This window comes from Halorientalis sp. IM1011, assembly GCF_001989615.1.
In the GTDB taxonomy this organism is placed as follows: Archaea; Halobacteriota; Halobacteria; order Halobacteriales; family Haloarculaceae; genus Halorientalis.
This window is the reverse complement of record NZ_CP019067.1, coordinates 3,056,219-3,079,578: the sequence shown is the minus strand read 5'-3', so window position 1 is coordinate 3,079,578 and position 23,360 is coordinate 3,056,219. Positions and strand designations below refer to the sequence as shown.

Here is a 23,360-nt window from a genome sequence, read left to right as displayed (position 1 = left end):
CTGTAATCCCTCGTCGACAGAAAAGCTCCGTATCGCTCGCTTTGTATTTCGCGATTTTGGAGTAGTGCGAAACTCACTCGTCGTCGAGGGCGGATTCGAGTTCGCCGACGACCTCGGGGTTACGGAGCGCGCTGGTGTCCCCCAGGTCCTCGTCGTGGGCGACCGACTCCAGCAGGCGGCGCATCACCTTGCCCGAGCGGGTCTTGGGGAGGTCCGGCGTGAACACGACCACGTCGGGGACGGCGATGGGGCTGATGGCTGCCTCCACGGCCTCGTGGACCTGCTGGCGGAGTTCCGATTCGTCCTCGCCCTCCGCGGGGCTGACGTAGGCGTAGACCGCCTCGCCTTTCAGATCGTGGGGGCCGGCGACGACGGCGGCCTCGGCGACGCCGGTCACGTCGGCGACGGCGCTCTCGATCTCCATGGTCCCGAAGCGATGCCCCGAGACGTTGAGCACGTCGTCGACCCGGCCGAGCAGGGTCACGTAGCCGTCCTCGTCGACGGTCGCGCCGTCCTCTGTGAAGTAGGCCCAGTCGTAGTCGTCCAGAACCGGCCGTGACGGTCTGCGGGCCGCGAACCAGTCCTCGTCGTCGACCATCGACAGCGGCATCCCCGGCCATGGGTCAGTGACGACCAGATAGCCCGACTCGCCGGGCTCGACCGGATCGCCCTCGCCGTCGACGACCTCGGCACCGATCCCGGGGAGCGGTCGCCCCGCTGCACCGGGTTTCATCCGGTCGACACCCGGAAGTGTGGAGACCATCACCCCGCCGGTCTCGGTCTGCCACCAGGTGTCGACCACCGGGCACTCGCCCGCACCGATGTGTTCGCGATACCAGTTCCAGGCCCGAGAGTTGAGGGGTTCCCCGACGGTCCCGAGCAGGCGCAGGCTCGAGAGGTCGTGCCGTTCCGGGTGTTTCTCGCCCCACTTCATGAACGCCCGGATGGCCGTCGGCGCGGTGTAGAACACGTCGACCGCGTTGCGCTCGATCAGTTCCCACACGCGGTCCTTCTCGGGGTGGTCGGGCGTCCCCTCGTAGAGCATCGTCGTCGTCCCCAGCGCGAGCGGGCCGTAGACGGTGTAGCTGTGGCCCGTGATCCAGCCGATGTCGGCCGAACACCAGTAGGTGTCCTCGGGCTTGATGTCTAACACTGCCCGACTCGTCCAGGCGACGTGGGAGAGGTAGCCGCCGGTGGTGTGGCGGACGCCGGTGGGTTCGCCCGTGGTTCCGGAGGTGTAGATCAGGAACAGCTGGTCGGTGGCGTCGCGGGCCACCGGTTCGACGGTCTCGCCGCGGTGCGTGGCGATCAGTTGCTCGTAGTCGCGTTCCCCGTCGGTCAGCGGCGTCCCGTCGCCCAGGCGGTCGACGACGACCGTCGTCACGTCCCGTTCGAGGTCGATGGCGGCGTTGTCGGCCTTGCTCTTCTGGTGGACCGGCGCACCCCGACGGTAGTAGCCGTCGCAGGTGATCAGGTACTCCGAGTCGGCGTCGTCCATCCGTTCGGCCAGCGCGTCCGCCGAAAAGCCCGCGAACACGACCGAGTGAGGCGCGCCGATACGGGCACACGCCAACATCGCGACGGGAAGCTCGGGGATCATCGGCAGGTAGAGGGTGACCACGTCGTCCTCTTCGACGCCCAGCTCCCGTAGCGCGGCCGCGAACTCGTTGACCTCGCGATAGAGTTCCAGATAGGAGTAGGTGCGGGACTCGCCGAGTCGGCCCTCCCACGTCAGGGCGACCTGATTCTTCCGGCCGTTCTCGACGTGACGGTCGAGGCAGTTGTAGGAGGCGTTGAGTTCCCCGCCGTCGAACCAGCGGAAGGGCGGGCCCGCGCCGCCGAGCACCTCGTCGTAGGGCTCGGACCAGGAGAGCAGATCGGCGGCCCGCGCCCAGCAGTCGGGCCACTCGTCCGCGAACTCGTCGTAGATCCCCGGATCGGAGACGTTCGCCTGTTCGACGAACGACCGGGGTGGGTCGACGGCCTCGTCGACTGACGCTCGCGTCGACTGCTCCGCTGGATCCTCCGAGGGCATCTGTCGGTCGGAACTACGGTCTGGCGCGAATAAACGTTGGCACTCCGGCGTGCCAGTAAGCCGCCGCCCGTCGGTTGCGTTTTGTCGACGGGCGTCCTGAGAGTGGATGTGGACAACGTCACGAATCGCCCGTCGAACCCGTTCGGCATGACCTACCCCTGCGAACCGGCCGTCCCCGGCTACGGCGACGCCAACGCCCACTTCCACGTCGTCGGCGACCACCCCGGCGTCCACGGCGGGGCCGACTCGGGCATCCCGTTCACCGACCACCCGACGGGCGAGCGACTCCAGCGCGCGCTCACAGCGGGGGGTCTGCTCGCGGCAACGGGGACACCCCCAGACGTCGCGGGTACATTCCTCTCGTATCTGTACCCCTGTGCCGACGGCGACCCGGACGACGCCGACTACGCCCGCGTGGAACCCCAGTTCGACGCCGAACTCCGGGCGATCACCGCCCACGTCCTCCTGCCCGTCGGCGCGCGGGCGTCCCGGTACGTCCTCGAAACGTACACCGCACACAGGGTGCCCGACGACCTCGGTTCGCTCCACGCAACGGAACTGCGCAGCGGCGGCTTTCTGGTCGTTCCCGTCGCCGATCCGGCGGAGTGGGCCGACGGGGCGGAGCGGCGACTGGTGGAGTCACTGCGGGAACTCCAGCGGACGGATTACCGGCGAGAGGCCGACCTCGGGCGGTTCAGCGCGGGCGAGTCGCCGTACTTCGTGCGCTGATCAGAACGCCGATTCGGGCCGCCGGAGGACGGCGATGGCCCCGGCGACGCCGAGGGCGGCTCCCGCGAGCAGCCACGTTGCGGGGACCGAGATGCCGGCGAGTCCGGTCAGACTCGACAGCAGCGTGAACGCGAGGAAGACCGGGAGCACGACGGCGATGGCGACCAGCCACGGCCGACCGAGCGCCCGCGCCAGCGGCCCGGCCCCGGACTCGTACTCTTCGAGTGCTGCCTTCCCGAGCACCCAGCCGTCGAACAGGAGGAAGCCGAGCAGGCCGACCGTGAGCGCCAGATTCGCCACGTTGTCGGCCAGCAGGGTGAACAGGGCCGGCGACAGGGCGGCGGCACTCCCGGTGACGAGGAAGACCCCGCCGACGCCCGCGGTCGCCTGCGGACGGGAGACCTCGTGTTCGTCGACGAGGTAGGCGACGGGCACCTCGAACAGCGAGATGGCCGAGGACAGCGCCGCGAGCGCGACCACGCCGAAGAAGGCGAGTCCGATCAGCCGGCTGTAGGGCAGGGACGCGAACGCGCCGGCGAGGCTAATGAACAGCGCGCCGGGGCCGCCCTCGCCGGGCGGGACGCCCAGCGAGAAGAGGACGGGGAAGATGACCAGTCCAGCGAGCAGCCCCACGATCGTGTTGAGGACGGAGATGATCGTCCCGTCGGCCGCCAGCGAACGGTCCTCGTCGAGGTAGGAGGCGTACGTCAACATGACGCCCGCGCCGACCGAGAGGGTGAACAGGGCCTGCCCGGCGGCGGCCCCGGCCACGTCGACGAAGTTCGCCTGCAGGTAGCCCCAGTCTAGCGAGAGGTAGAACTCGTAGCCGCCGGCCACGTCCGGGAGCGTACTCGCCCAGACGGCCAGTCCGGCGAGCAGGACGACGATGCCGGGGACCATGATCTTCGTCGCCACCTCGATCCCGCGGTCGACGCCGGCGTAGACGACGCCCGCCGTCACGAGCAGGAAGACGGCGTGGGCCGCGACCGCGCCGAGGCCGTAGTCGATGGACGCGAAGAACTGCTGTGGCGCCCCGAAGTACGCGCCCGTGACACTACCGAACAGGTACTGCAGGATCCAGCCGCCCACGACGGAGTAAAAGGAGAGGATGACGACCGAGGCGAGCAGGGCGACGCTGCCCATCGCTCGCCAGTTGTCCCCACCGAGTTTCGAGAACGCTCCGATGGGGTCGCTCCGTCCGCGACGGCCGATCACGAACTCGCCGAGCAGGCCGGGGACGCCGACCAGCAGGACGAACAGGAGGTAGAGTAAGAGGAAGGCCGCGCCGCCGTTCTCGGCGGTGAACCACGGGAATCGCCAGACGTTCCCGATACCGACGGCACTGCCGACGGCGGCCAGGATGAAGCCGATACGTGTCCGCCACGATTCTCTCGTCATCACTCGCGCCTGTGACCGGACAGCGAAAAACGTGTCGAGACGATCAGAACGGTGCGAAGAACGCGGGGTCCTCGCCGAGGAACATCGTCTGGAACCCGAGGACGAGCGTCGCCGCGACGAACAGCGGGACGACGATGCGGAGGCCCCACATCCAGATCGGACCGAACGATCCGAGCGAGCCTGCACCCTGCCGGAGTTCCGAGACGGCGTCGCCGGCCAGCACCCAGCCGACGAACAGCACGAGCAGCAACACCGACAGCGGCAGGAGCAGCTGGTAGGCCATGTTGTCGAACCACGTCAGGTAGGCGGTGTCCCAGGCCGAGGGGAGCCCCAGGACGAACAGCGCGAGCCCGATCCCGACGGCCAGTACCGGACGCGAGATATCGAAGTTGTCGTTGGCCCAGGCGACCGTGACCTCCATCAGGCTGATCGCGGAGGACAGCGCCGCGAGCGCCACGACGGCGAAGAAGACGACCCCGATCAGTTCACCGAACGGCAGTCCGCCGAACCCGGACGCGACGGCGACGAACAGCGCGCCCGCACCGCCCTCGAGGGCGGGATCGATGTTGTTGGCGAACAGGATCGGGAAGACGACGAGCCCTGCGAGGATGCCGATGAGCGTGTTGACGATCACGATGGTGCCGCCGTCGAACAGCAGGTTGTCGTCGGCACCGATATAGGAGGAGTAGGTGATCATGATCGCCATCCCCAGCGAGAGGGTGAAGAAGGCCTGTCCGACCGCGAAGGGGATGGCCGTGCTCGCGTTCTCGACCATCGCGTCGAGACTCGGGGTCAGGAAATACGCGTAGCCAGCGCCCGCGCCGTCGATAGTCACTGCCCACAGCGCCAGCATCACGAGCAGGACGACGATGCTCGGGACCATCACCTTCGTCGCCTTCTCGATGCCGTCCTCGATACCGAGCGCGACGATACCGACGACGATGCCGAGGAAGACCAGTTGTGCCGCGATGGCTTCCGGCCCGGCCGAGACCGCGCCGAAGTACTCCGCCGGCGCACTGAAGTACGCCCCCTGGGCGCTGCCGACGATGTATCGCAGCACCCAGCCGCCGACGACGTTGTAGTACGAGAGGATCCAGAACCCGGTCACGACCGCGAACGCGCCGAGAATCCGCCACTGGCGGTGGCCGAGTTCGGTGAACGCGTCGACGGCGTTGCGGTTCGTCCGCCGCCCCATCACGAACTCCGCCAGCATCGCCGGGAACCCGATCAGCAGGACGGCGATCAGGTAGAACGCGACGAACGCCGCGCCCCCGTTACCCGCCGTCTTGAACGGGAACTGCCAGAGGTTGCCCAGCCCGACCGCGCTTCCGATCGCCGCTACCAGAAAGCCGACTCGTGTCGCCCAGGTTTCTCGTTTCGACATTGGTTTTACTCCGCCGGGTGCTATTCGCTCATGGATGAAATGTCTGTTGACGAATGTGGTAGGTGATCGGTGTAGAACCCGGACACGACGTGGTCTGTGTATGTCTCCTGCTCGTCATTTACGCCAGTTCGAACACGTCGCCCTCGACGAACCCGATCAGTTTCGTCAGCAGCTCCCGGCGGTCGGCGAAGTGTGAGATCGGCACGTCGTAGGCCTCGTCCATCTCGTCGATGGACGCAGAGGAGAACCGGGGTTCCAGATACGTCCGCCCGCCGCTCTCGACCCGTTCGGCCTCGGCGAAGATCCGGCACAGCGACGGCGGGCGCGCCGGATCGTCGCGTCGGAGACCGAAGTACTCCGGAATCGCGCCGGCTTCGGCCCCGACGCCGGTCGTCAGCGCCGCCTTCGTGAACACGAACGCACAGGCGTCGCTGGCGGCGGCGAACGCGACCGACTGGTCGATCACCGGCAGCGCCGGTCCCGCAGCGCCTTCTTCCTGAACCTCTCTAACGGTGGGAATCGCCACGTCCGAAGCGATGAACGCCGTCACGCCCGGTTCCGCGGAGAGTTCCGCACAGAGTTTCCGGAGCGTGGTCTCGATGTCGTCGGGGTCCACGTCGACGTGCCCGTGGTCGTGGGGCGCGAGCGGATCCGGCGGCAGATCGGCAAACGTCCGGTCCTCGTAGAGGTAGCCGGGATCGAGCAGTCGGTACGGCCCCATCACGAACAGGAGTTTCGTCCCGTCTGCGTCCCCGGGGACGGACTCACGGATGATCGCCTCCACCGACCGGCCGTCGTGTTCGGTGAGTCCGCTCACATCGCTCCCCGGGACCGGCACCGACATGAACCCCGACGGTTCGAACCGACGGTGCCGCCATCGTGTAGAAAACTTGTCTTAACTCGAATTAAGACTTAAGGTGGCCGGGCGGCAAGTGGCGGATATGAGCGAACGGACGAAAGAAACACAGACGGGCGAGGAGCGGTCGCCGGCCCGCGAGCGCGTCGAGTCGGAGCTACTGGGGGACGTGCTGGATTTCGACCGCGAACTCGGTCGGCTGGAGGCGATCGCCAGCGAGGTCCGGTTCCCCATCCTCTACCTGCTGGCCGCGGAGGACGGACTCAGTTCCGGGGAACTGGCCGACCTGACGGGTCGGAAACAGCGGGACCTCTACCACCACCTCGACACGCTCGAAGAGACGGCGCTGGTCCGCAAGCGGACCCGGGACGGGTCGCGGTTCTACGAGCTCTCGGCGCTGGGCGACCGGCTGGTCGAACCGCTGTTCGAGACACTCCGAGCGCGTGCGGACGAACGACAGTGAACCTGCTGGCGCTCGCTCTCAGGCCTCGCCGTACACCGGCACCGCCGCGCCGCTGGTGACGCTCGTGGCCTCCGAACACAGTGCCAGGACGGTCTGGGCGATGTCGGCGGGGTCGACCCACTCGTCGTGATCGGCGTCGGGCATCATCTCCCGGTTCATCGGTGTGTCGATGACGCTGGGCATGACGGCGTTCGCTCGGACGGTGCCGCGGTTCTCCTCGGCGATTGTCTCTGTCAACAGGCGGACTCCGGCCTTGCTGGCGCGGTAGACGCCGTCGCCCTCGCCACCCTCCAGTGAGGACCGCGCGGAGACCGAGACGATGGCCCCCTCGCTGTCCTGGAGGTGGGGCAGGGCGTGTTTCGACGCGAGGAACATCGTCTTGAGATTCACGTCGAACAGGAAGTCGAAGTCCTCGGCGTCGGTCTCCTCGATGGGGTCGCCGCCGCGCCAGGTGCCCGCGACGTTACAGAGGTAGTCCAGCCCACCGTTCTCGTCGACGACGGCCTCGATCGTCTCGGCGACCTCCTCCTCGGCGCTGAAGTCGGCCTGGTGGTGACAGACCGGATCGGGGTCGGCGTGGAAGTCCTCGCTGTCCGGGCCGACGATGTCGGCCCCGCAGACGTCCGCGCCGGCCTCGTGGAAGGCCTCGATCACCGCACTGCCGAGCGTACCCCCCGCGCCCGTCACCAGTACGGTCGCCCCGTCGAAGTCGAACTCGACTGTCATGCTACGCCGTACCGTCCCGAGGGGCAAAAAACCACGAGTGGGCGATGGGTCTGCCGGTACGGGGCGTCCGGGACGGAGTTTCTGAACGAAGGAAAACCCTTTCTCCATCCCGTTCCCATCGGGGGGCGTGCGCTGCATTGCCCACAGGGGGTTCGCCGAGACCTACCCGGAGAACACGGTCGAGGCGATCCGATCGGCGGCCGACCACACCGACGTGATCGAGATCGACGTGCGCCGGTCGGGTTCGGACGATCTGGTGGTGATCCACGACGAGACCGTCGACCGGGTCACCGGCTATAGCGGCCGCGTCGGCGACCTGTCGACCGACGAACTGGCCGCGCTGGACGTACTCGACGCCGGCGAGGGCGTCCCGACGTTCGCGTCGGTGCTCGACGCCACCCCCGACGGCGTGGAACTCGTTCTGGACCTCAAGGAGGGCGGCCTCGCGGCCGACGCGCTCGCACAGGCCCGTGACGCCGGTGTCGAGATCCTCGTCTCCTCGTTCTCGGTCGATATACTCGACGAGGCCAGCGACGCCGGCGCGGACCGACTCGCCTACCTCGCCGCGGAGGGCGACGAACAGGGGATGCTCAACGTGGCCCGTGATCTCGGCTGTACGGCGATCCATCCCCACTGGCAACTCTGTGTCGACGAGTTCGTCGACCGCGCCCACGACGCGGGCCTCGACGTCCACGCCTGGACAGTTCCCTCCAGACACGACGCCGAGGCGCTCTCCAACGTCGGCGTCGACGGCGTCATCGTGGATCGGCCCGCTGTCTGTGAGGAGTGACGCCTTCTCGCTCCGGACGAACTGGACGCAAATCTGATAGCCGACGCTCGAAGTGTGGAAAGGAAGGAAGGGGTGGGGGATGGTGGGGGTGGCACAGAAACCTGTGCCAGTGGTTCCGATACGGACCGCGACGGGAATAAATCTATTGGCCACAACGGCCGAACAAACCGTTCAGAGGCCCGCCACGTTCTGGCGGAGTTTGATCGTGGCGGTCATCAGCGTCGTCGCGGTCATGATGACGAACACGACCTGAATGTGCCGGACGACGCCGACGGTGAGTCCGACCAGCAGTGCGAGGTCGACGACGAGCACGAGCAGGCCGAACGCGACGACGGGGAGGAGGTGACGCAACAGCGAGTCCAGCAGCGTCCCGCGGACCGCGGACCGGGCGAGGTGACGACGGCCGTGGATCAACCCGTAGCCGGCGACGGCCACCGCGGCGACCCCCTCGACGGCGGTCAGCGCGTCGACCGGCCCGAGCAGGCCGGACCCGAACAGGCTCGCCCCGACCAGCAGGCCGAAACCGACCTCGACCGACCGACGTGCCGCGGGTGGTTCCTCGGCCGTCCGGCCGGCGTTCACGAGGGCCTCGTTGGTGCCGATCTCGCGCATCGTCAGCGCGAGCGTCAGGAGGAAGGCCAGCAGGACGCCGTCGCGATAGGGCGTGGTCACGGCCGCGGCCGGGCTGGTGACCGCCGTCGCGGCCTCGACCACGCCGAGTACGCCGTAGAGTGCGGCAGTCAGGCCGACCGCGAGCAGGTAGGTCCAGAGGGCTCCCTGGGCCTCGATCCCGGTCCGACTGCGGTTGAGATAGGCGTAGAGGGCGAATCTGATCCCGAGGACGGCCATCAGGGAGAAGGCGACGAAGAAGACGAACGCCAGCCCGGCGTCGCGGGCGAACACCGATGTCTGGAGCGGGGGCGTCACCCGTCGACCCCCCGCTTTAGTTCCCGCGCGACCTGCGTCGCCGTCTCGTACCGGGTGAGCTTCTGTTTGGCCATCGCGGTCCGGAGCACCTCGTCGACCCACGCCGGAATCTCGGGGTTGATCGCCGACGGGCGCGGCGGCGTCGATTCGAGGACCCCCGTCCGGACCTCGTCGTAGGTACCCTGGAACGGCGGTCGACCGGTGACGAGGTAGTAGACGACGGCCCCCAGCTGGTAGATGTCCGTGGCGTGATCCACGTCGCCGTAGCCGCGGTCGAAGTACTCGGGCGCTGCGAAGCGCGGGTCGAGCAGCGACGACGGGTCGACGTAGCTCCGCATCGCGGACAACAGCCCGACGTTCGACACCAGCGGGCGCTGCCGGTCGGCGATGGTCGTCCCGCTGTAGACGACGCTGTACGGATCGAGACCGGCGTGGACGACCCCGCGGTGGTGGATCGCAGCGACCGCCTCGGCGACCTGACGGCCGTTCCAGACCGCCTCGTCGATGGAGAGATCGAGCCGGTCGTACAGCGGCTCGGCGGTGAACCCCGTTGCCATCCACAGCGAGGGCTCGGTCCCCCAGTCGTAGAGCGTGACCACGCCGTCGTGGTCGGACACCACCCCCCAGTTGCGGAGCTGTGCGGTCACGTCGGCCGCGAATCCGTCCTCGTCCTCGGGGGGATCGAACACCGAAAGCGCCACGCCGTCCTCGGCGTCGTCGAGGACCGCCCGTGTCCGATAGACGGTCGCGAACCGGCCCTCGATCCCGCGTGAGACGATCTGTAGCTCGTCGAACCGACTGGCCGCGGCGATATCCTCGATGTCGACGGCATCGGCCACCGCCTCGAGTTCGGCTTCCCGTTCGCGTCGCCGGGCGGCCGACGACCGAGTGTCGTCTGCGTCGTCGCCCTCGGCATCGGCTCCGTTCCCACCACCCCCGTCTTCGTTACCGGCCGCTTCGCTCCCGGGATCCTCGTCGTCAGATTCGTCGTCGAGGCGGTCCCGGGGGTCGTCGCGGGTGTCGTCGGGCGGGCCGCCGATGGCCTCGCCCTCCTCGTGGTAGACGCGTCGGGGGCCAGACGCGGTGGCTTCCCCGGGCATCTTGGTCCGGCCCACGTCGCGGTTCGTCTCGCCCTGTCCCACGTAGTCGCTCCGGGCGAACCCCCGTGAGAGTTCCCGGTAGCGTCGACGGCGCTCTCGTTCCTCGGCCTCCTCGGCCAGTTCTTCGAGGACGGCGTCGACGCGTTCGGGGTAGCGCCCGTGGAGATAGCCGAGTGCGTGCCGGGTCTCGGGTTGCTCGGCGTCGGCCGCCAGTCGGTCGGCGAGCCGTCTGGCGATCGGCTGGACCATGTCCGCGTCGGCCGTCGCCACGAGCGTCAGTGCCCAGGCCGCCGAGAGCCGATCGTGCCGATCCGCCCGTTCGAGCGCGGCGAGCAGCGTCGGGAGTCGCGTCCGCCCCGCGGCCGGATCGTCGAGCACTGCGTGCACGGCGGCCGCGATCTCCGCCGACGCGTCGTCCCGTGGCTCTGCCATTGGCTCGTCTAGACCTGTCGTTTCTCTGGCACCGATATGACTGTTGTGCCGATTTCCGGCTACGAGGGTCGGATCGAGTCAGATGTCGAATCCGTAGGGATGACGAGCCCGAGGCTGTGGCACCGTCGACGGGAGACCGAGAAAGAGGTGGCGTCAGCGGACGCCGATGGCTTCGATCTGTTCCTGATAGCGGTTTCGGATGGTGACCTCGGTGACCTGGGCGACGTCTGCGACCTCGCGCTGGGTCTTCTTCTCGTTACAGAGCAGGGAGGCGGCGTAGATGGCGGCGGCGGCGTAGCCGGTCGGGGACTTGCCCGAGAGCAGGCCCTTCTCGGCGGTCTCGTCGATGATTTCGTTGGCCTTGGACTGGACCTCTTCCGAGAGATTGAGGTCGGAGGCGAAACGCGGGACGTACTGTTTGGGGTCGACCGGCTCCATCTTCAGGCTGAGTTCCTGGGCGACGTAGCGGTAGGTCCGTCCGATCTCCTTCTGGTCGACCCGGGACACGTCCGAGACTTCTTCGAGGGAGCGCGGGATGCCCTCCTGACGGCAGGCGGCGTACAGGCAGGACGTGGCGACGCCCTCGATGGAGCGGCCACGGATGAGGTCCTCGTTGAGCGCCCGGCGATAGATGACCGAGGCGACCTCCCGCACAGAGCGGGGCACCCCGAGCGCGGAGGCCATGCGGTCGATCTCAGAGAGCGCGAACTGGAGGTTGCGCTCGCCGGCGTCTTTCGTCCGGATGCGCTCCTGCCACTTCCGGAGGCGGTGCATCTGACTGCGCTTCTCCGAGGACAGGGACTGACCGTAGGCGTCTTTGTCCTTCCAGTCGATCTGTGTGGTCAGCCCCTTGTCGTGCATCGTCTGTGTCGTCGGCGCGCCCACGCGGGACTTGCTCTGGCGCTCGCTGTGGTTGAACGCACGCCACTCGGGGCCCCGGTCGATGTTCTCCTCTTCGATCACCAGCCCGCAGTCTTCACAGACGATTTCACCCCCGTCAGCGCTCGATACCAGGTTTGCTGACTCGCATTCGGGGCAACTCTGCATCTCCTCGTCGTCCCCGGTCTCTTTCTCGGTCTCTCGGTCCTGCTCGCGCTCCCGCTGGCGACTCGGACGAACCATCGTTCTTATATAGAACAAGCAGGAGTATATTTAAGCCCTTCGGTACGCCAGCCGCCGGGGAGCTGGCCCGGTGTGAGTCGTGAGTCACGACGGGGACGAAATCGCTGTCAAAGCCACGAAGACGGTGATTTACTTGACGAAAAGCTTACCTTCGGGGACAGAAATGTATCCGGACGAGAATGGAGGACCATCGGGTACTGGGGGTGGGATTGCTGGTGATCGCCGTCCTGTTGCTGGCGAACCCGCTGTACATCTACCCGAACCCGGACGAGGTCAACGAGGTGCGGGTGATGGACTCCTACGACGGGACGCCGGCGGCGAACTACACCTACGGGAACCTGTCGGACGGTGCCCAAGACCTCGTCGATCGGGCCCGGGCCGCCGAGTCGGGTCGGATCACCTTCCGCGGGAACGAGAACCGGCCGTCGGAGTTCACGTTCGTCCAGTCCGATCGGCCGGTACGGGTCGAAGGCGAGGTCTACCGGATCGAACGCGGCGACGAGCAGTTCTACGTCTGGACGCTCGGCCGTCCGGGCCTGGGCACAGAATCCAACCGGTCGCAGGGACTGTTCGGACTCGGAGTCGTGCTCGCGGTCATGGGCGCGCTCTACGTCCGACGATCGCAGCCCCTCGACATCGGCGGTGGCATGGCGGGCGCGGGTGCACTGTTGCTCGTCTTCAACCTCGATTACCGGTACACCGAACTGCTCGGTGGGTTGAGCTTCCTCGGCGGCTGGATCGTCATCCTCCTCGTCCTGCTGGCCGCCATCGTCAGCCTCGGCTATCTCTTCTACCGGACGATGCGCGAACGGCGACTGGCCGGCGAACTCTGACACCGACCAGCCCCGTCGCTACCGAATTATCGAAAAGCCGCTCGGTCGAGGAGAGGCGACCGAACGGGCGATGGGTGTGGGAAACGGGGGTGGGAAAGTCGGGGTGTGGCACTGTTACGTGCCAACACGAGAATCGACGAGTTTATTCGTATTTAATTTTGGGTTCAAATTATCAGGTTTGAATCTGGACATAACGACAGATAATACTACGACCGATTGACGGATCGACAAGCGATACATGTCGGCTCGTGGAAACTCCGGGCAGAGACCGGGTGGATTTAAGCGGGTCGCGGGCGCTGTTGACGGTGGTAATGAAGCTCCACGAGTACCAGGCAAAACGGGTCTTCGCGGAGGCGGGCATCCCCACCCCCGACGCGAAACTCGCCGAGACCGTCGACGCGGCGGTCGACGCGGCCGAGGCCATCGGCTACCCGGTCGCGATCAAGGCACAGGTACAGGTCGGCGGGCGCGGCAAAGCCGGCGGAATCAAACTCGTCGACGACAAAGCGGAGGCCCGCGAGGCCGCCGACGAGATCCTCGGGATGGACCTCAAGGGCTACCACGTCGACCGCGTGCTGGTCGAGGAAGCCGTCGACTTCACGAACGAACTGTACGTCGGTGTGACGATGGACCGCGGCGAGGGCAAACCCGTCGCCATGGTCTCGACACGCGGCGGCGTCAACATCGAGGAGGTCGCGGCCGAGGACCCCGACGCCATCGCGCGCGAACACATCGACCCCGCCTTCGGCATGCACCCCTATCAGGCCCGCAAGGCCGTCTACGACGCCGGCGTCGACCGCGAAGTCGCCAACGACGTGGCCGGCGTCCTCTCGACGCTGTACGACCTCTGGGAGGCCAGGGACGGCTCCGACGCCGAGATCAACCCCCTGATGGTCACGGCGGACGACGAGGTCATCGCCGCCGACGCGGTCATGAACATCGACGGCGACGCCCTGTTCCGCCAGCCCGAGCTGGCCGAGATGCAGGAGGACGCCGCCGAGGACGACCTCGAAGCCAAGGCCAACGACTACGGCTTCGACTACGTTCGACTGGACGGCAACGTCGGCATCATCGGCAACGGCGCGGGCCTCGTGATGACGACGCTCGACCTGGTCGACCACTACGGCGGCCAGCCCGCGAACTTCCTCGACATCGGTGGCGGCGCGAAGGCCGAACGCGTCACGAACGCGCTGGACATGGTCTTCTCCGACGAGAACGTCGACGCCGTCGTGTTCAACATCTTCGGCGGCATCACCCGCGGTGACGAGGTCGCCCAGGGGATCAACGAGGCGCTGGAGGCCTTCGACGAGATTCCCAAGCGCGTCGTCGTCCGACTCGCCGGTACCAACGCCGAGGAGGGCATGGAGATTCTGAACACGGACCTCGTGACCGTCGAGAAGACGCTGGAGGACGCCGTCCAGCGTGCGGTCGAATACGCGGAGGAGGATTCAGCATGAGTGTACTCGTCGACGAAAACACCCGCGTCGTGGTGCAGGGCATCACGGGCGGGGAAGGGAAGTTCCACACCGAACAGATGCTCGACTACGGGACGAACGTCGTCGCCGGTGCGGTGCCGGGCAAGGGCGGCCAGGAGGTCGCCGGCGTGCCCGTCTACGACACCGTCGACAAAGCCGCTCGCGAGGAGGACGCCAACGCGGCCGTCGTGTTCGTCCCGCCAGCGTTCGCCGGCGACGCCTGTTTCGAGGCGCTGGACGCCCCGGTCGACCTCGTCGTCGCCATCACCGAGGGCATCCCGACCCAGGACATGAGCAAGGTCTACCGCAAACTGCAGGAGACCGACACCCACCTCGTCGGTCCGAACTGCCCCGGCGTCATCACCCCCGGCGTCGCCAAACTCGGCATCCTGCCGGGCAACATCTTCAGTGAGGGGAACGTCGGCTTCGTCTCCCGCTCGGGGACGCTCACCTACCAGGTCGTCGACAGCCTGACCGAGCGCGGAATCGGCCAGACCACCGCCATCGGTATCGGCGGCGACCCGATCATCGGGACGGACTTCATCGACGCGCTGGAACTGTTCGAGCAGGATCCGGACACCCACGCCGTCGTCATGTGTGGCGAAATCGGCGGCGAGGACGAGGAAGAGGCCGCCCAGTACATCGCCGGCAACATGGACACGCCCGTCGTCGGCTTCATCGCCGGCCGGACGGCCCCGCCGGGCAAGCGGATGGGCCACGCCGGCGCCATCGTCTCCGGCAGCGGGACCGGTACCGCCCAGTCGAAGATCGACGCGCTCGAAGACGCGGGCACGCCCGTCGGCGACACCCCCGAGGAGGTCGCCGACCACGTCGAAGATATCCTGTAAACCCGACGCGATTCGACACCGGATCCGGCGGCGACGCCGGGCCGTCGGCGTTCCGGCCGTGTGCGGGGGGTTTCGATAGTTTTACGGAATAGATTGAACAAATGCGTTAGCAGTTCAAGCGCTATGACAGTCTCGTCCGTGGAGTCGTTCACGGTCGTCGGGGTGGGGACCGACGCCGATCTGCTGAACCGGGCCACGTCCCGGATCACTGCGCCGGGAGCGGTCGCTATCGAGACCGTCACGACCGGCGACGAGGCGCTCGCGCGCGTGCCGAACGCGGACTGTCTGGTCACCACCTACGCCCTCCCCGGGGGGGACGGAGTCGGGTTGACCGAACGGGTCCGTGCGGATCACCCCAACTTCCCGGTGATTCTGGTCACCGACCAACCAGACGATCGGGTCGCCAGCGCGGCCATCTCGGCGGACGTGACCGACTACGTTCGTCGCGACGGCGAGGATCCGGCCGCCAGACTCGCTACCGCTATCGAGGAGGGGGTCGAGTACTACGAGAGCGAACAGGCGCTTCGCGAGAGCGAACAGCGCTATCGGACCTTGGTCGAGCGCAGTCACGACGGCATCTACATCTACCAGAACGACAGTTTCCTGTTCGTCAACGAACGCATCGTCGAGATCACCGGCTACGATCCCGACGACCTGTACGGGATGGAGATCTGGGACCTGGTCCACCCCGAGGACCGCGAGTGGGTGAAGGAGGTCGGGCGTCGCCGTCGCCACCCCGACGAGGAACCCCCCAACACCTACGAGGCACGCGTCGTCCGAAAGGACGGCGAGACTCGCCATCTGGAGTTTTCCGTCCAGACGACGACCTACGACGGCGAGGCGGCCGTACTTGGATCGGTCCGGGACGTGACCGAGCGCCGCCGTCAGGAGCGGGAACTCGCCGAGACCAAGGAGTTCATGGAGACGATCCTGGACACCCTCGAGGACGTGATCTTCGTGTTCACGCTGGAGGGGGAACTGATCCGCTGGAACGACCAGCTCTGTGCCGTGACTGGCTACACCGACGACGAGCTGGCGGATATGCGCGCGTTCGACCTGCTCCCAGAGGAGTACTACGACGAGGCCATCCACCGTGTCAGAGACGCCGTGACGACCGGTAGCGGCGTGATCGAAGCGGAGGTTCTCACCAGTGACGGCCGGCGGCTCCCCTTCGAGTTTCGGGGTGCCCCCCTCACGGACGAGGATGGCGACATCGAGGCCATCGCCGGCGTCGCCCGCGACATCAGCGACCGACTGGCCCGCGAGGAGGAACTCGTCCAGTACCAGACCATCGTGGAAGCGGTCGGGGACGCGGTGTATACCCTCGACGAACAGGGCCGGATCACGTTCGTCAACGACGCCTTGCTGTCCGTGACGGGTTTCGAGGAGGAGGAACTGCTCGGCGAGTTCGTCGGGAAACTGATGCGCCAGCAGGACGTCGAGACCGCCCGAGAACTCATCGCGGAACTGCTCGAAAGCGAGGAGCGTACGCGGACCACCTTCGAGATGGAGGCAGTCGGCAAGGACGGGAGCCACCTCACGTGCGAGGACAACCTGGCGCTGCTCGTATCGGACGGGGAGTTCCGGGGAACCGCGGGCGTCGTCCGGGACATCTCCCAGCGGAAGGAACGCGAACAGCAGTTGCGCCGGCAGAACGAGCGACTCGACCAGTTCGCCAGCGTCGTCTCACACGACCTGCGCAACCCGCTGAACGTAATCCTCGGGCGGGTCGACATCGCGCGCGAGCGCCCCGGCGAGGAACACCTGGACGCCATCGAGCGGTCGGCGTTGCGGATGGAGCGGCTGATCGACGATCTCCTGACGCTGGCCCGAGACGGTGAGACCGTCGGCGAAGCCGAGCCGGTCGATCTGGAATCGGCGGTCCGCCGTGCCTGGAAGAACGTCGAAACCTACGAGGCGTCGCTGCATCTCGACGGCGACCTCGGGACGCTCCAGGCCGACCGCGCCAGACTGGCTTCGTTGCTGGAGAACCTCTTCCGGAACGCGGTCGAACACGGCGGCGAGTCGGTCACCGTTTCGGTCGGACCGATCGACGACACCGGGAGCGTCGCCGACGGCGGACGCGGAACCAGCGGCTTCTACGTCCAGGACGACGGTCCCGGCATCCCCAAAGGACAACGCGAGGCGGTGTTCGACTCGAGCTACACCACGTCCGAGGATGGCACTGGGCTCGGACTGATGATCGTCAGGGACATCGCGGAGGCCCACGACTGGACGCTTCACGTCACCGACGCGCCGGACGGTAAGCGTCCCGCGTCCTCGGGCGGGGCACGGTTCGAAATCGCGGATGTCGACTGGACCGACCGGTAAAGCCGTCCGTACCCCGCCGTAGTGGCCCCTTGAACCCCCCGTCACAGCGCCCCACGATACCGGCTCCGGGGGCCTTCGCGCCGGCCGTCTGTGGGATGTAATCGGGTGCTGCCCTCAAATCCGGGGGCATGAACGTTCCGGTGCAGATATAAGGTTCGATTCGAATTGTGTCTAGTATGGCTCACACCTGCAGGAACTGCAAGCGGACGTTCGCCACGGAACTCGAACTCGACCTCCACCGAGACACGTGTTCCGAGGGGCAGTTGTTCTGTGACAACTGTGGCGAGCGCTTCACAGAACGATCGGCGACGACCGACGGGTGGCACTATCGCTGCCCGACCGACGACTGCGACGGCGAGGGTATCGGCGAGGACATACACCAGGTAGCGAACGCACGCGTCGCGAAACAGTAACGCTCGTTCTGCCGTATCTCGGCCGCTCGCTGCCAGTCGGGACAGTTCCTGCAGGGCCCCCGTTCACGTCGAGACGGTCCCCACCCTTTCCAGGGCTGATAATCGGGCCCAACGTATACGGTGTCGGCTTGCTTAGCCGAATCCGAATGATCGAGGTCCGGGACCTGCGCAAGGAGTACGGCGGATTCACCGCCGTCGAGGGAAGCACGTTCTCCGTCGACACGGGCGAGGTGTTCGGGATCATCGGCCCGAACGGCGCCGGCAAGACGACGACGCTGAAGATGCTCGCCGGCCTGCTCGAACCGACCGCGGGCGACGTGTCGGTCGCCGGTCACGACGCCGGGACGACCGAGATGCGCCGAAAGCTCGGCTTTCTCCCCGAGGAGTCGCCGCTGTACGAGGAGATGACGCCGCTGTCGTACCTGCACTTTTTCGCCGACCTCTACGACGTGCCCGACGGCGTCGCCGACCGGCGCATCCACGACACGCTCGACGAACTCGACCTCGAACACCGTGACCGACAGCTTGGCGACATGTCCAAGGGGATGAAACGGAAGGTCGCAATCGCCCGGTCGCTGATCAACGACCCGGACGTACTGGTCTACGACGAACCCGCCAGCGGTCTGGATCCCCTGACCACGAACTACGTCATCGACTTCACGAGCGACCTCGCCCAGCAGGGCAAGACCATCGTCTTCAGCGCCCACAACCTCTATCACGTCGAATCTATCTGTGACCGGATCGCCATCATGAACGAGGGTCGGGTCGTGGCCCAGGGGCCGCTCGAAGACCTGCGGGCCGAACACGGCGAGACGGAGTATCACGTCTTCACGACCGTCGAGGTACCCGGCAGCGTGCAGGAGAACGGTCGCCACCGGACCGTCGTCGACTCGATGGACGGCGTCGAACGGATCCGGACTTCGGCGCAGGACGCGAACGGTTCGGTGGTCGACATCCGGACCGAGGAGTCCAGCCTCGAAGAGGTGTTCCTCGATCTGGCCGAGTCGGAGGCCGAACCGTGAACCCCCGGAAACTCCTGCGGATCGCTCGCTGGGAGGTCACCAAGAACGCGGGCGGCGTCGACCGCCGGACCATCGTCGTCGCCGCGCTCGCGCTGCTCGCGGTCGGGATCGCCGCACCTTACGCGGCGACCTCGGGCGTGGCCGTCGACAGCGGCATCTACCGCGTCGGCGTCACCGACGAGAGCCCCTACCATCCCGTCGTCGAAGACGATCCGACCTTCGACGTGCGGGACCCGGACGCCGAGCTGGGTGAGGGAATCGACCTCCGGGTCGACGGGTTGGTGATCGAGGCCGCGCCCACCCCGAAGGCCGCCGCAGCACAGACGGAGTTGCGCTCGTCGGTGAGGGCGTACAACAACCGACAGATGGGGGAGGAAGCCAACCAGTCGGCAGCCTTCCCCGTCCGCGTCTCGCTGGGCTACACTGAACGCTCCCAGGTTCGCGAAGTGATCTCGACCGGCGACGGTCAGGACCAGCAGAGCGACGACGAGGAGCCGAGCGACGGCACCGATGGTAGCGATGGCGGCTCCGACGGCGGACCCGGGACGGACGACGGGGGGTCGGCCGACGGCAACGGGAGTGACGGGACGGCCGGCGGAGGCGGGACCGGGAACCTAGAGGGCGCGGCCGGCGGCGCGGGCGGCGTCGGCGGCATCGCGGGCCAGTTCGCCGGGGGCAACAGTTCGGGGACGCCGGCGGACATCTCCCCGCCGTTCCCCTTCCAGTCGCTCGTGCTCGCCTTCCTCTTCGTGCTCCCGCTGAACTTCATCATCCAGGCCTACGGGAGTACGATGCTCTCGGAACGGCTCAACCGCCGGGGTGAGTTGCTGCTCGTGGCACCGGTCTCCCGGTTCGACATCATCGGCGGGAAGACCCTGCCGTACCTGACGGCGGCCGTCGGCATCGCCGCGGTGATCGCCGCCGCGCTGGAGTTACCGGCGGTCGATCCACTCTCGGTCGGCGTGTCGGTGCTGGCCGTGTTGCCCATCGCCCTGCTCTTCCTCGGCGCGACCTTCCTCGGGGCGATGTTCGCCCGCTCGTTCAAGGAACTCACGTTCGTGACGGTCACGGTGACGGTCTCGCTGACGACGTACGCGTTCGTCCCCGCGATCTTCACCGACGTGGGCGCGGTCGCGCTCATCTCACCGTTGACCATCGTCGTCCGCAACCTGCAGGGCCAGGCCATCGGCCTCGGGGAGTTCGCGTTCTCCCTGTTACCGCCCCTGCTCACGGCGGGCGTCTTCTTCGGTCTCGGTGCGGGCATCTACCGCGAGGAGGACATGTTCACTCAGCGGTCGATTCCGCTGAAGGCGCTGGACGCGCTGGCCGCTCGGGTCCACGGCAAGTGGTCCGTGGCGGCGGTCACCGCGATCCTCCTCCCGTTCGTATTCGTCACGGAACTGGTGGGTGTGGCGGCGCTGTTCGCCGTTCCCAATGCGCTGTCGATCCCGACGATGCTCGTCGTGGTGGTCGTCGTCGAGGAGTTCGCCAAGTCCCTGCACGTCTACGCCGGCTACGCCCACGACCGGTTCGAGGCCGGTCTGTGGCCCGCCGTGGTCGTCGGCGCGTTCTCGGGGATCGGCTTCTTCCTCGGCGAGAAGATCATGCTGCTGGCCCAGCTCGTCGGCCTTCCGAGCGAGGTCGTGGAGGGGCTGATCGCTACCGGCACGGCGACGGGCGTCACGCCGCTCCCGATCTACATCGGGTTCCTGCTGGCACCGCTCGCCCTGCACGTCGTCACCGCCGCTATCTCGGCGGTCGGCGCGAGCAAGACCAGGGGCACCTATCTCGCGGCAGTCACGCTGTCGATGGTGATTCACTTCGCCTACAACTACACGGTGGTGAGTATCGGTGGGTTCTGATCCGCGCGTCGCCATCGCACGACGCGATCTGGCCTCCCTCTCTCGGGAGAAGACCATCGTCCTCGCGCTGCTCATCCAGCTGTTCGTGGCGGCGTTCTCCTCCTTCCTCGTCGTCGGCCTGACCTCGCTGTACGATCCGGGGGCCACCGCCTCCGGCGAGGTCGATATCGGCGTCACCGGCGAGGCCAACGAGAGTCTGCTGCGGGCCATCGATGAGACCGACGGCGCGGAGGCCACGGTGTACGGGAGCAACGAGAGCGCGTTCCGGGGATTCCAGTCCGGAGAGGTGAGCGCGGTCATGGTCGCGACCAGGCAGCCGGATAGCCGCATCTCCGTCCAGGCCACCGCGCCGGAGGGGAGCATCCGAACGACCCTGATCGTCGTCCAGTTGCGGGAAGTGCTCCAGACCTTCGAGCGCCAGCAGCGTGACGCCCGCGCGGCGTTCCTGGAGAATCCGCCCGTGCCGCTCCCCGAGGACGTCTCGGCTAGCCCCTACTTCGGGTTCACCTACACCATCCTCCTCCCCCTCCTGTTGTTCCTCCCACCGTTCATCAGCGGCTCCGTCGCCGTCGACGCGATCACCGAGGAGATCGAGCGCGGCACGCTCGACCTCCTGCGGGTCGCGCCGGTCGACCTCGTGGACATCGTCGACGGCAAGGCCGCAGCGATGGCCGCACTCGCTCCCGTCCAGGCGCTCATGTGGATCGTCCTGCTGTCGTTCAACGGGATCGCTGTCTCCCACGTCCCGCTGTTGCTGGTCACCGTCGGGGCGATGGCGGCCATCGTCGTCGTGATCGGCGTGACGCTCGGACTGGTGATGGGCGAGCGCAAGAGCGCGCAGTTGCTCTACTCCATCGGCGTGCTCGCGCTGTTCGCCTCCGCGGTGTTCCTGCCCGAGCACCCCGCGACGACGGTGGCGAAACTGGCCGTCGACAGCGCGACGACGACCACCTACGCGCTCGTGGTCGTCTACGTCGCGATGGCCGTCGGGCTGTACGGACTGGCGCGGCGGTACACGAGAGGGCTGGACGTGGAGAGCCTGTGAAGGCTGTCGCAACCGCGTCGAGGTAGTTTTTTGGAGCGGCCGACCGACCCCTCGCCATGGAGTACACGACTCTCGGATCGACGGGCATGGAGGTCAGCCGCCTCTGTCTCGGCTGTATGAGTTTCGGCGATCCCGACTGGCGCGAGTGGGTGCTGGAAGACGACGAGGCCCACGAGATTATCGACCGTGCCATCGACCTCGGGATCAACTTCTTCGACACCGCCAACATGTACTCGACGGGCGAGTCCGAGCGCGTCCTCGGCGACGCCCTCGAAGGTCGCCGCGAGGAGTCCGTCGTCGCCACGAAGGTCTTCTTCCAGATGGACGAAGACGACCCCAACAGCGGCGGCCTCTCGCGGAAGACCATCGAGCAGGAACTCGACGCCTCGCTGGACCGGCTCGGAATGGACACCGTCGATCTCTACCAGATCCACCGCTGGGACTACGACACACCGATCGAGGAGACCCTGCGCGCGCTCGACGACGCCGTCCGCCGTGGGAAGACCCGCTACATCGGCGGGAGTTCGATGTGGGTCCACCAGTTCACCGACGCGCTCCACACCAGCGATCGGCTCGGCCTCGACCGGTTCGCCACGATGCAGAACCACTACAACCTGGTCTATCGCGAGGAGGAACGGGAGATGCTGCCCTACTGCGAAAAAGAGGACATCGGCGTCATCCCGTGGAGTCCGATGGCGCGAGGCTACCTGACCCGACCTCACGAGGACGTGGACGCCACGGCTCGCGGGGAGAGCGAGGAGTACCTGTACGAACACCCCTACATGGAGGGCGGCGGGCCGGAGATCAACCGTCGCGTCGAGGAACTGGCCGACGAATACGACGTGACGATGGCCCAGATCGCGCTCGCGTGGGTCCTCGACAAGGACGTCGTCGACGCACCGATCGTCGGTACGACGAGCATCGAACACCTCGAACAGGCCGTCGAAGCCCTCGACATCGACCTCGACGACAGCGACGTGGCGTGGCTCGAAGAGCCCTACGAGCCCGTCCCCGTGTCGGGTCACGAGTGAGGCCAGTCGGATCTCGACCCTCCCGGCCCGTCACCGAACCTCCTCGGCCACGTTCCGGATCGTCTCGTAATCCTCGTCGCTGTAGGCGATGACGCGCACGTCACGCAGGCTGGAGGGCTGGAAGGCCGCGATTTCCTCGCAGATGATCCTGGCACCCTCCCGGAGGGAAAAGCCCGCGACACCGGTTCCGAGTGCCGGGATCACCAGCGTCTCGCAGTCGAGCGCGTCGGCTTCGTCGAGCGTGTTCCGGGTCGCCGACCGGATCGAGTCGGCGGTGGCCTGTCCGCCGGCCGGCATCGCCGCCGCGTGGATCACGTACTCGGCGTCCAGTCCGTAGGCGTCCGTCGTCGCCACCCCACCGAGGTCGACCGGCCCCTTCGCGACGGCCTCGTCGTTCAACTCGTCGCCTGCGGCCCGCCGGAGCGCGCCAGCGACGCCCGACCCCATCCGCAGCCCCGTGTTCGCCGCGTTGACCAGCGCGTCCGCCTCCTGTGCAGCGATGTCGCCCTGCACGACCTCGAAGTCCATACCTGTGAGT

The 23,360-nt window shown here is 67.1% G+C and carries 21 protein-coding genes; 12 read left to right on the top strand and 9 right to left on the bottom strand.

From position 1 onward, the window contains the following. Positions 1 to 73 precede the first annotated feature (73 nt). A complete protein-coding gene (acs, locus tag BV210_RS15935) occupies positions 74 to 2,035 on the bottom strand; it encodes an acetate--CoA ligase (RefSeq protein WP_077207603.1) in 1,962 nt (653 codons plus the stop codon). A 108-nt stretch (positions 2,036 to 2,143) separates the two neighbouring features. Between acs and BV210_RS15930 the strand changes: the two genes are divergently transcribed. Further along, positions 2,144 to 2,764 carry a uracil-DNA glycosylase family protein gene (locus BV210_RS15930; RefSeq protein WP_077207602.1) on the top strand — a complete coding sequence of 207 codons (621 nt, stop codon included), beginning with the start codon at positions 2,144 to 2,146 and terminating at the stop codon, positions 2,762 to 2,764. On the opposite strand, the gene BV210_RS15925 is transcribed toward BV210_RS15930, so the two are convergent. The 3 genes from BV210_RS15925 to BV210_RS15915 form a co-directional block, all read right to left on the bottom strand. Next, a complete protein-coding gene (locus BV210_RS15925; protein WP_077207601.1) occupies positions 2,765 to 4,162 on the bottom strand; it encodes a sodium-dependent transporter in 1,398 nt (465 codons plus the stop codon). It abuts the gene before it with no gap. Positions 4,163 to 4,205: 43 nt separating this feature from the next. After that, positions 4,206 to 5,546 carry a sodium-dependent transporter gene (locus BV210_RS15920; protein ID WP_077207600.1) on the bottom strand — a complete coding sequence of 447 codons (1,341 nt, stop codon included), beginning with the start codon at positions 5,544 to 5,546 and terminating at the stop codon, positions 4,206 to 4,208. Positions 5,547 to 5,664: 118 nt separating this feature from the next. Beyond that, complete coding sequence (locus BV210_RS15915) at positions 5,665 to 6,363, bottom strand: hypothetical protein (RefSeq protein ID WP_077207599.1); 699 nt, start codon at positions 6,361 to 6,363, stop codon at positions 5,665 to 5,667. Between the two features lie 124 nt (positions 6,364 to 6,487). On the opposite strand from BV210_RS15915, the gene BV210_RS15910 reads away from it, so the two are divergent. After that, on the top strand, positions 6,488 to 6,865 hold the full coding sequence (locus tag BV210_RS15910) for a helix-turn-helix domain-containing protein (protein ID WP_077207598.1): 378 nt from the start codon (positions 6,488 to 6,490) through the stop codon (positions 6,863 to 6,865). Positions 6,866 to 6,883: 18 nt separating this feature from the next. Here BV210_RS15910 and BV210_RS15905 read toward each other — a convergent pair whose 3' ends face one another. Further along, positions 6,884 to 7,591, bottom strand: a complete 708-nt coding sequence (locus tag BV210_RS15905; RefSeq protein WP_077207597.1) for an SDR family oxidoreductase — start codon at positions 7,589 to 7,591, stop codon at positions 6,884 to 6,886. A gap of 127 nt (positions 7,592 to 7,718) precedes the next feature. Between BV210_RS15905 and BV210_RS15900 the strand changes: the two genes are divergently transcribed. Next, on the top strand, positions 7,719 to 8,381 hold the full coding sequence (locus tag BV210_RS15900; protein WP_077207596.1) for a glycerophosphodiester phosphodiesterase: 663 nt from the start codon (positions 7,719 to 7,721) through the stop codon (positions 8,379 to 8,381). A gap of 171 nt (positions 8,382 to 8,552) precedes the next feature. Here BV210_RS15900 and BV210_RS15895 read toward each other — a convergent pair whose 3' ends face one another. The 3 genes from BV210_RS15895 to BV210_RS15885 all read right to left on the bottom strand — a co-directional run bounded on the left by BV210_RS15895 (position 8,553) and on the right by BV210_RS15885 (position 11,962). Beyond that, positions 8,553 to 9,308, bottom strand: a complete 756-nt coding sequence (locus tag BV210_RS15895; protein ID WP_077207595.1) for a hypothetical protein — start codon at positions 9,306 to 9,308, stop codon at positions 8,553 to 8,555. Further along, positions 9,305 to 10,840, bottom strand: a complete 1,536-nt coding sequence (locus BV210_RS15890) for a protein kinase (protein ID WP_077207594.1) — start codon at positions 10,838 to 10,840, stop codon at positions 9,305 to 9,307. The genes BV210_RS15895 and BV210_RS15890 overlap by 4 nt, the downstream gene beginning before the upstream one ends. Positions 10,841 to 10,993: 153 nt before the next feature. Then, the gene (locus BV210_RS15885) at positions 10,994 to 11,962 is read right to left on the bottom strand and encodes a transcription initiation factor IIB family protein (protein ID WP_077207593.1); all 969 of its coding nucleotides are present in this window, start codon (positions 11,960 to 11,962) and stop codon (positions 10,994 to 10,996) included. A 179-nt stretch (positions 11,963 to 12,141) separates the two neighbouring features. Here BV210_RS15885 and BV210_RS15880 point away from each other — a divergent pair, with 179 nt between their 5' ends. From BV210_RS15880 to BV210_RS15840, 9 genes are all read left to right on the top strand, one after another. Then, positions 12,142 to 12,795: a hypothetical protein gene (locus BV210_RS15880; protein WP_077207592.1), complete on the top strand. Its 654-nt coding sequence runs from the start codon at positions 12,142 to 12,144 to the stop codon at positions 12,793 to 12,795. A 311-nt stretch (positions 12,796 to 13,106) separates the two neighbouring features. Further along, positions 13,107 to 14,252: an ADP-forming succinate--CoA ligase subunit beta gene (gene sucC / locus BV210_RS15875; protein ID WP_077207591.1), complete on the top strand. Its 1,146-nt coding sequence runs from the start codon at positions 13,107 to 13,109 to the stop codon at positions 14,250 to 14,252. Further along, entirely contained in the window at positions 14,249 to 15,118 is an 870-nt protein-coding gene (sucD, locus tag BV210_RS15870; protein ID WP_077207590.1) for a succinate--CoA ligase subunit alpha, read from the top strand. Before sucC ends, sucD begins: the two co-directional genes overlap by 4 nt. A 123-nt stretch (positions 15,119 to 15,241) precedes the next feature. After that, on the top strand, positions 15,242 to 17,449 hold the full coding sequence (locus BV210_RS15865; protein ID WP_077207589.1) for a PAS domain S-box protein: 2,208 nt from the start codon (positions 15,242 to 15,244) through the stop codon (positions 17,447 to 17,449). Between the two features lie 176 nt (positions 17,450 to 17,625). Further along, entirely contained in the window at positions 17,626 to 17,862 is a 237-nt protein-coding gene (locus BV210_RS15860; protein WP_077207588.1) for an HVO_2901 family zinc finger protein, read from the top strand. A 146-nt stretch (positions 17,863 to 18,008) separates the two neighbouring features. After that, positions 18,009 to 18,884 carry an ABC transporter ATP-binding protein gene (locus BV210_RS15855; RefSeq protein ID WP_077207587.1) on the top strand — a complete coding sequence of 292 codons (876 nt, stop codon included), beginning with the start codon at positions 18,009 to 18,011 and terminating at the stop codon, positions 18,882 to 18,884. After that, on the top strand, positions 18,881 to 20,746 hold the full coding sequence (locus BV210_RS15850) for a protease PrsW (RefSeq protein ID WP_077207586.1): 1,866 nt from the start codon (positions 18,881 to 18,883) through the stop codon (positions 20,744 to 20,746). Before BV210_RS15855 ends, BV210_RS15850 begins: the two co-directional genes overlap by 4 nt. After that, a complete protein-coding gene (locus BV210_RS15845) occupies positions 20,736 to 21,791 on the top strand; it encodes an ABC transporter permease (protein WP_077207585.1) in 1,056 nt (351 codons plus the stop codon). The genes BV210_RS15850 and BV210_RS15845 overlap by 11 nt, the downstream gene beginning before the upstream one ends. A 56-nt stretch (positions 21,792 to 21,847) precedes the next feature. Beyond that, positions 21,848 to 22,822, top strand: a complete 975-nt coding sequence (locus BV210_RS15840; protein WP_077207584.1) for an aldo/keto reductase — start codon at positions 21,848 to 21,850, stop codon at positions 22,820 to 22,822. A gap of 30 nt (positions 22,823 to 22,852) precedes the next feature. On the opposite strand, the gene BV210_RS15835 is transcribed toward BV210_RS15840, so the two are convergent. Continuing rightward, positions 22,853 to 23,350 carry a macro domain-containing protein gene (locus tag BV210_RS15835; RefSeq protein WP_077207583.1) on the bottom strand — a complete coding sequence of 166 codons (498 nt, stop codon included), beginning with the start codon at positions 23,348 to 23,350 and terminating at the stop codon, positions 22,853 to 22,855. Between the last annotated feature and the right edge of the window lie 10 nt (positions 23,351 to 23,360).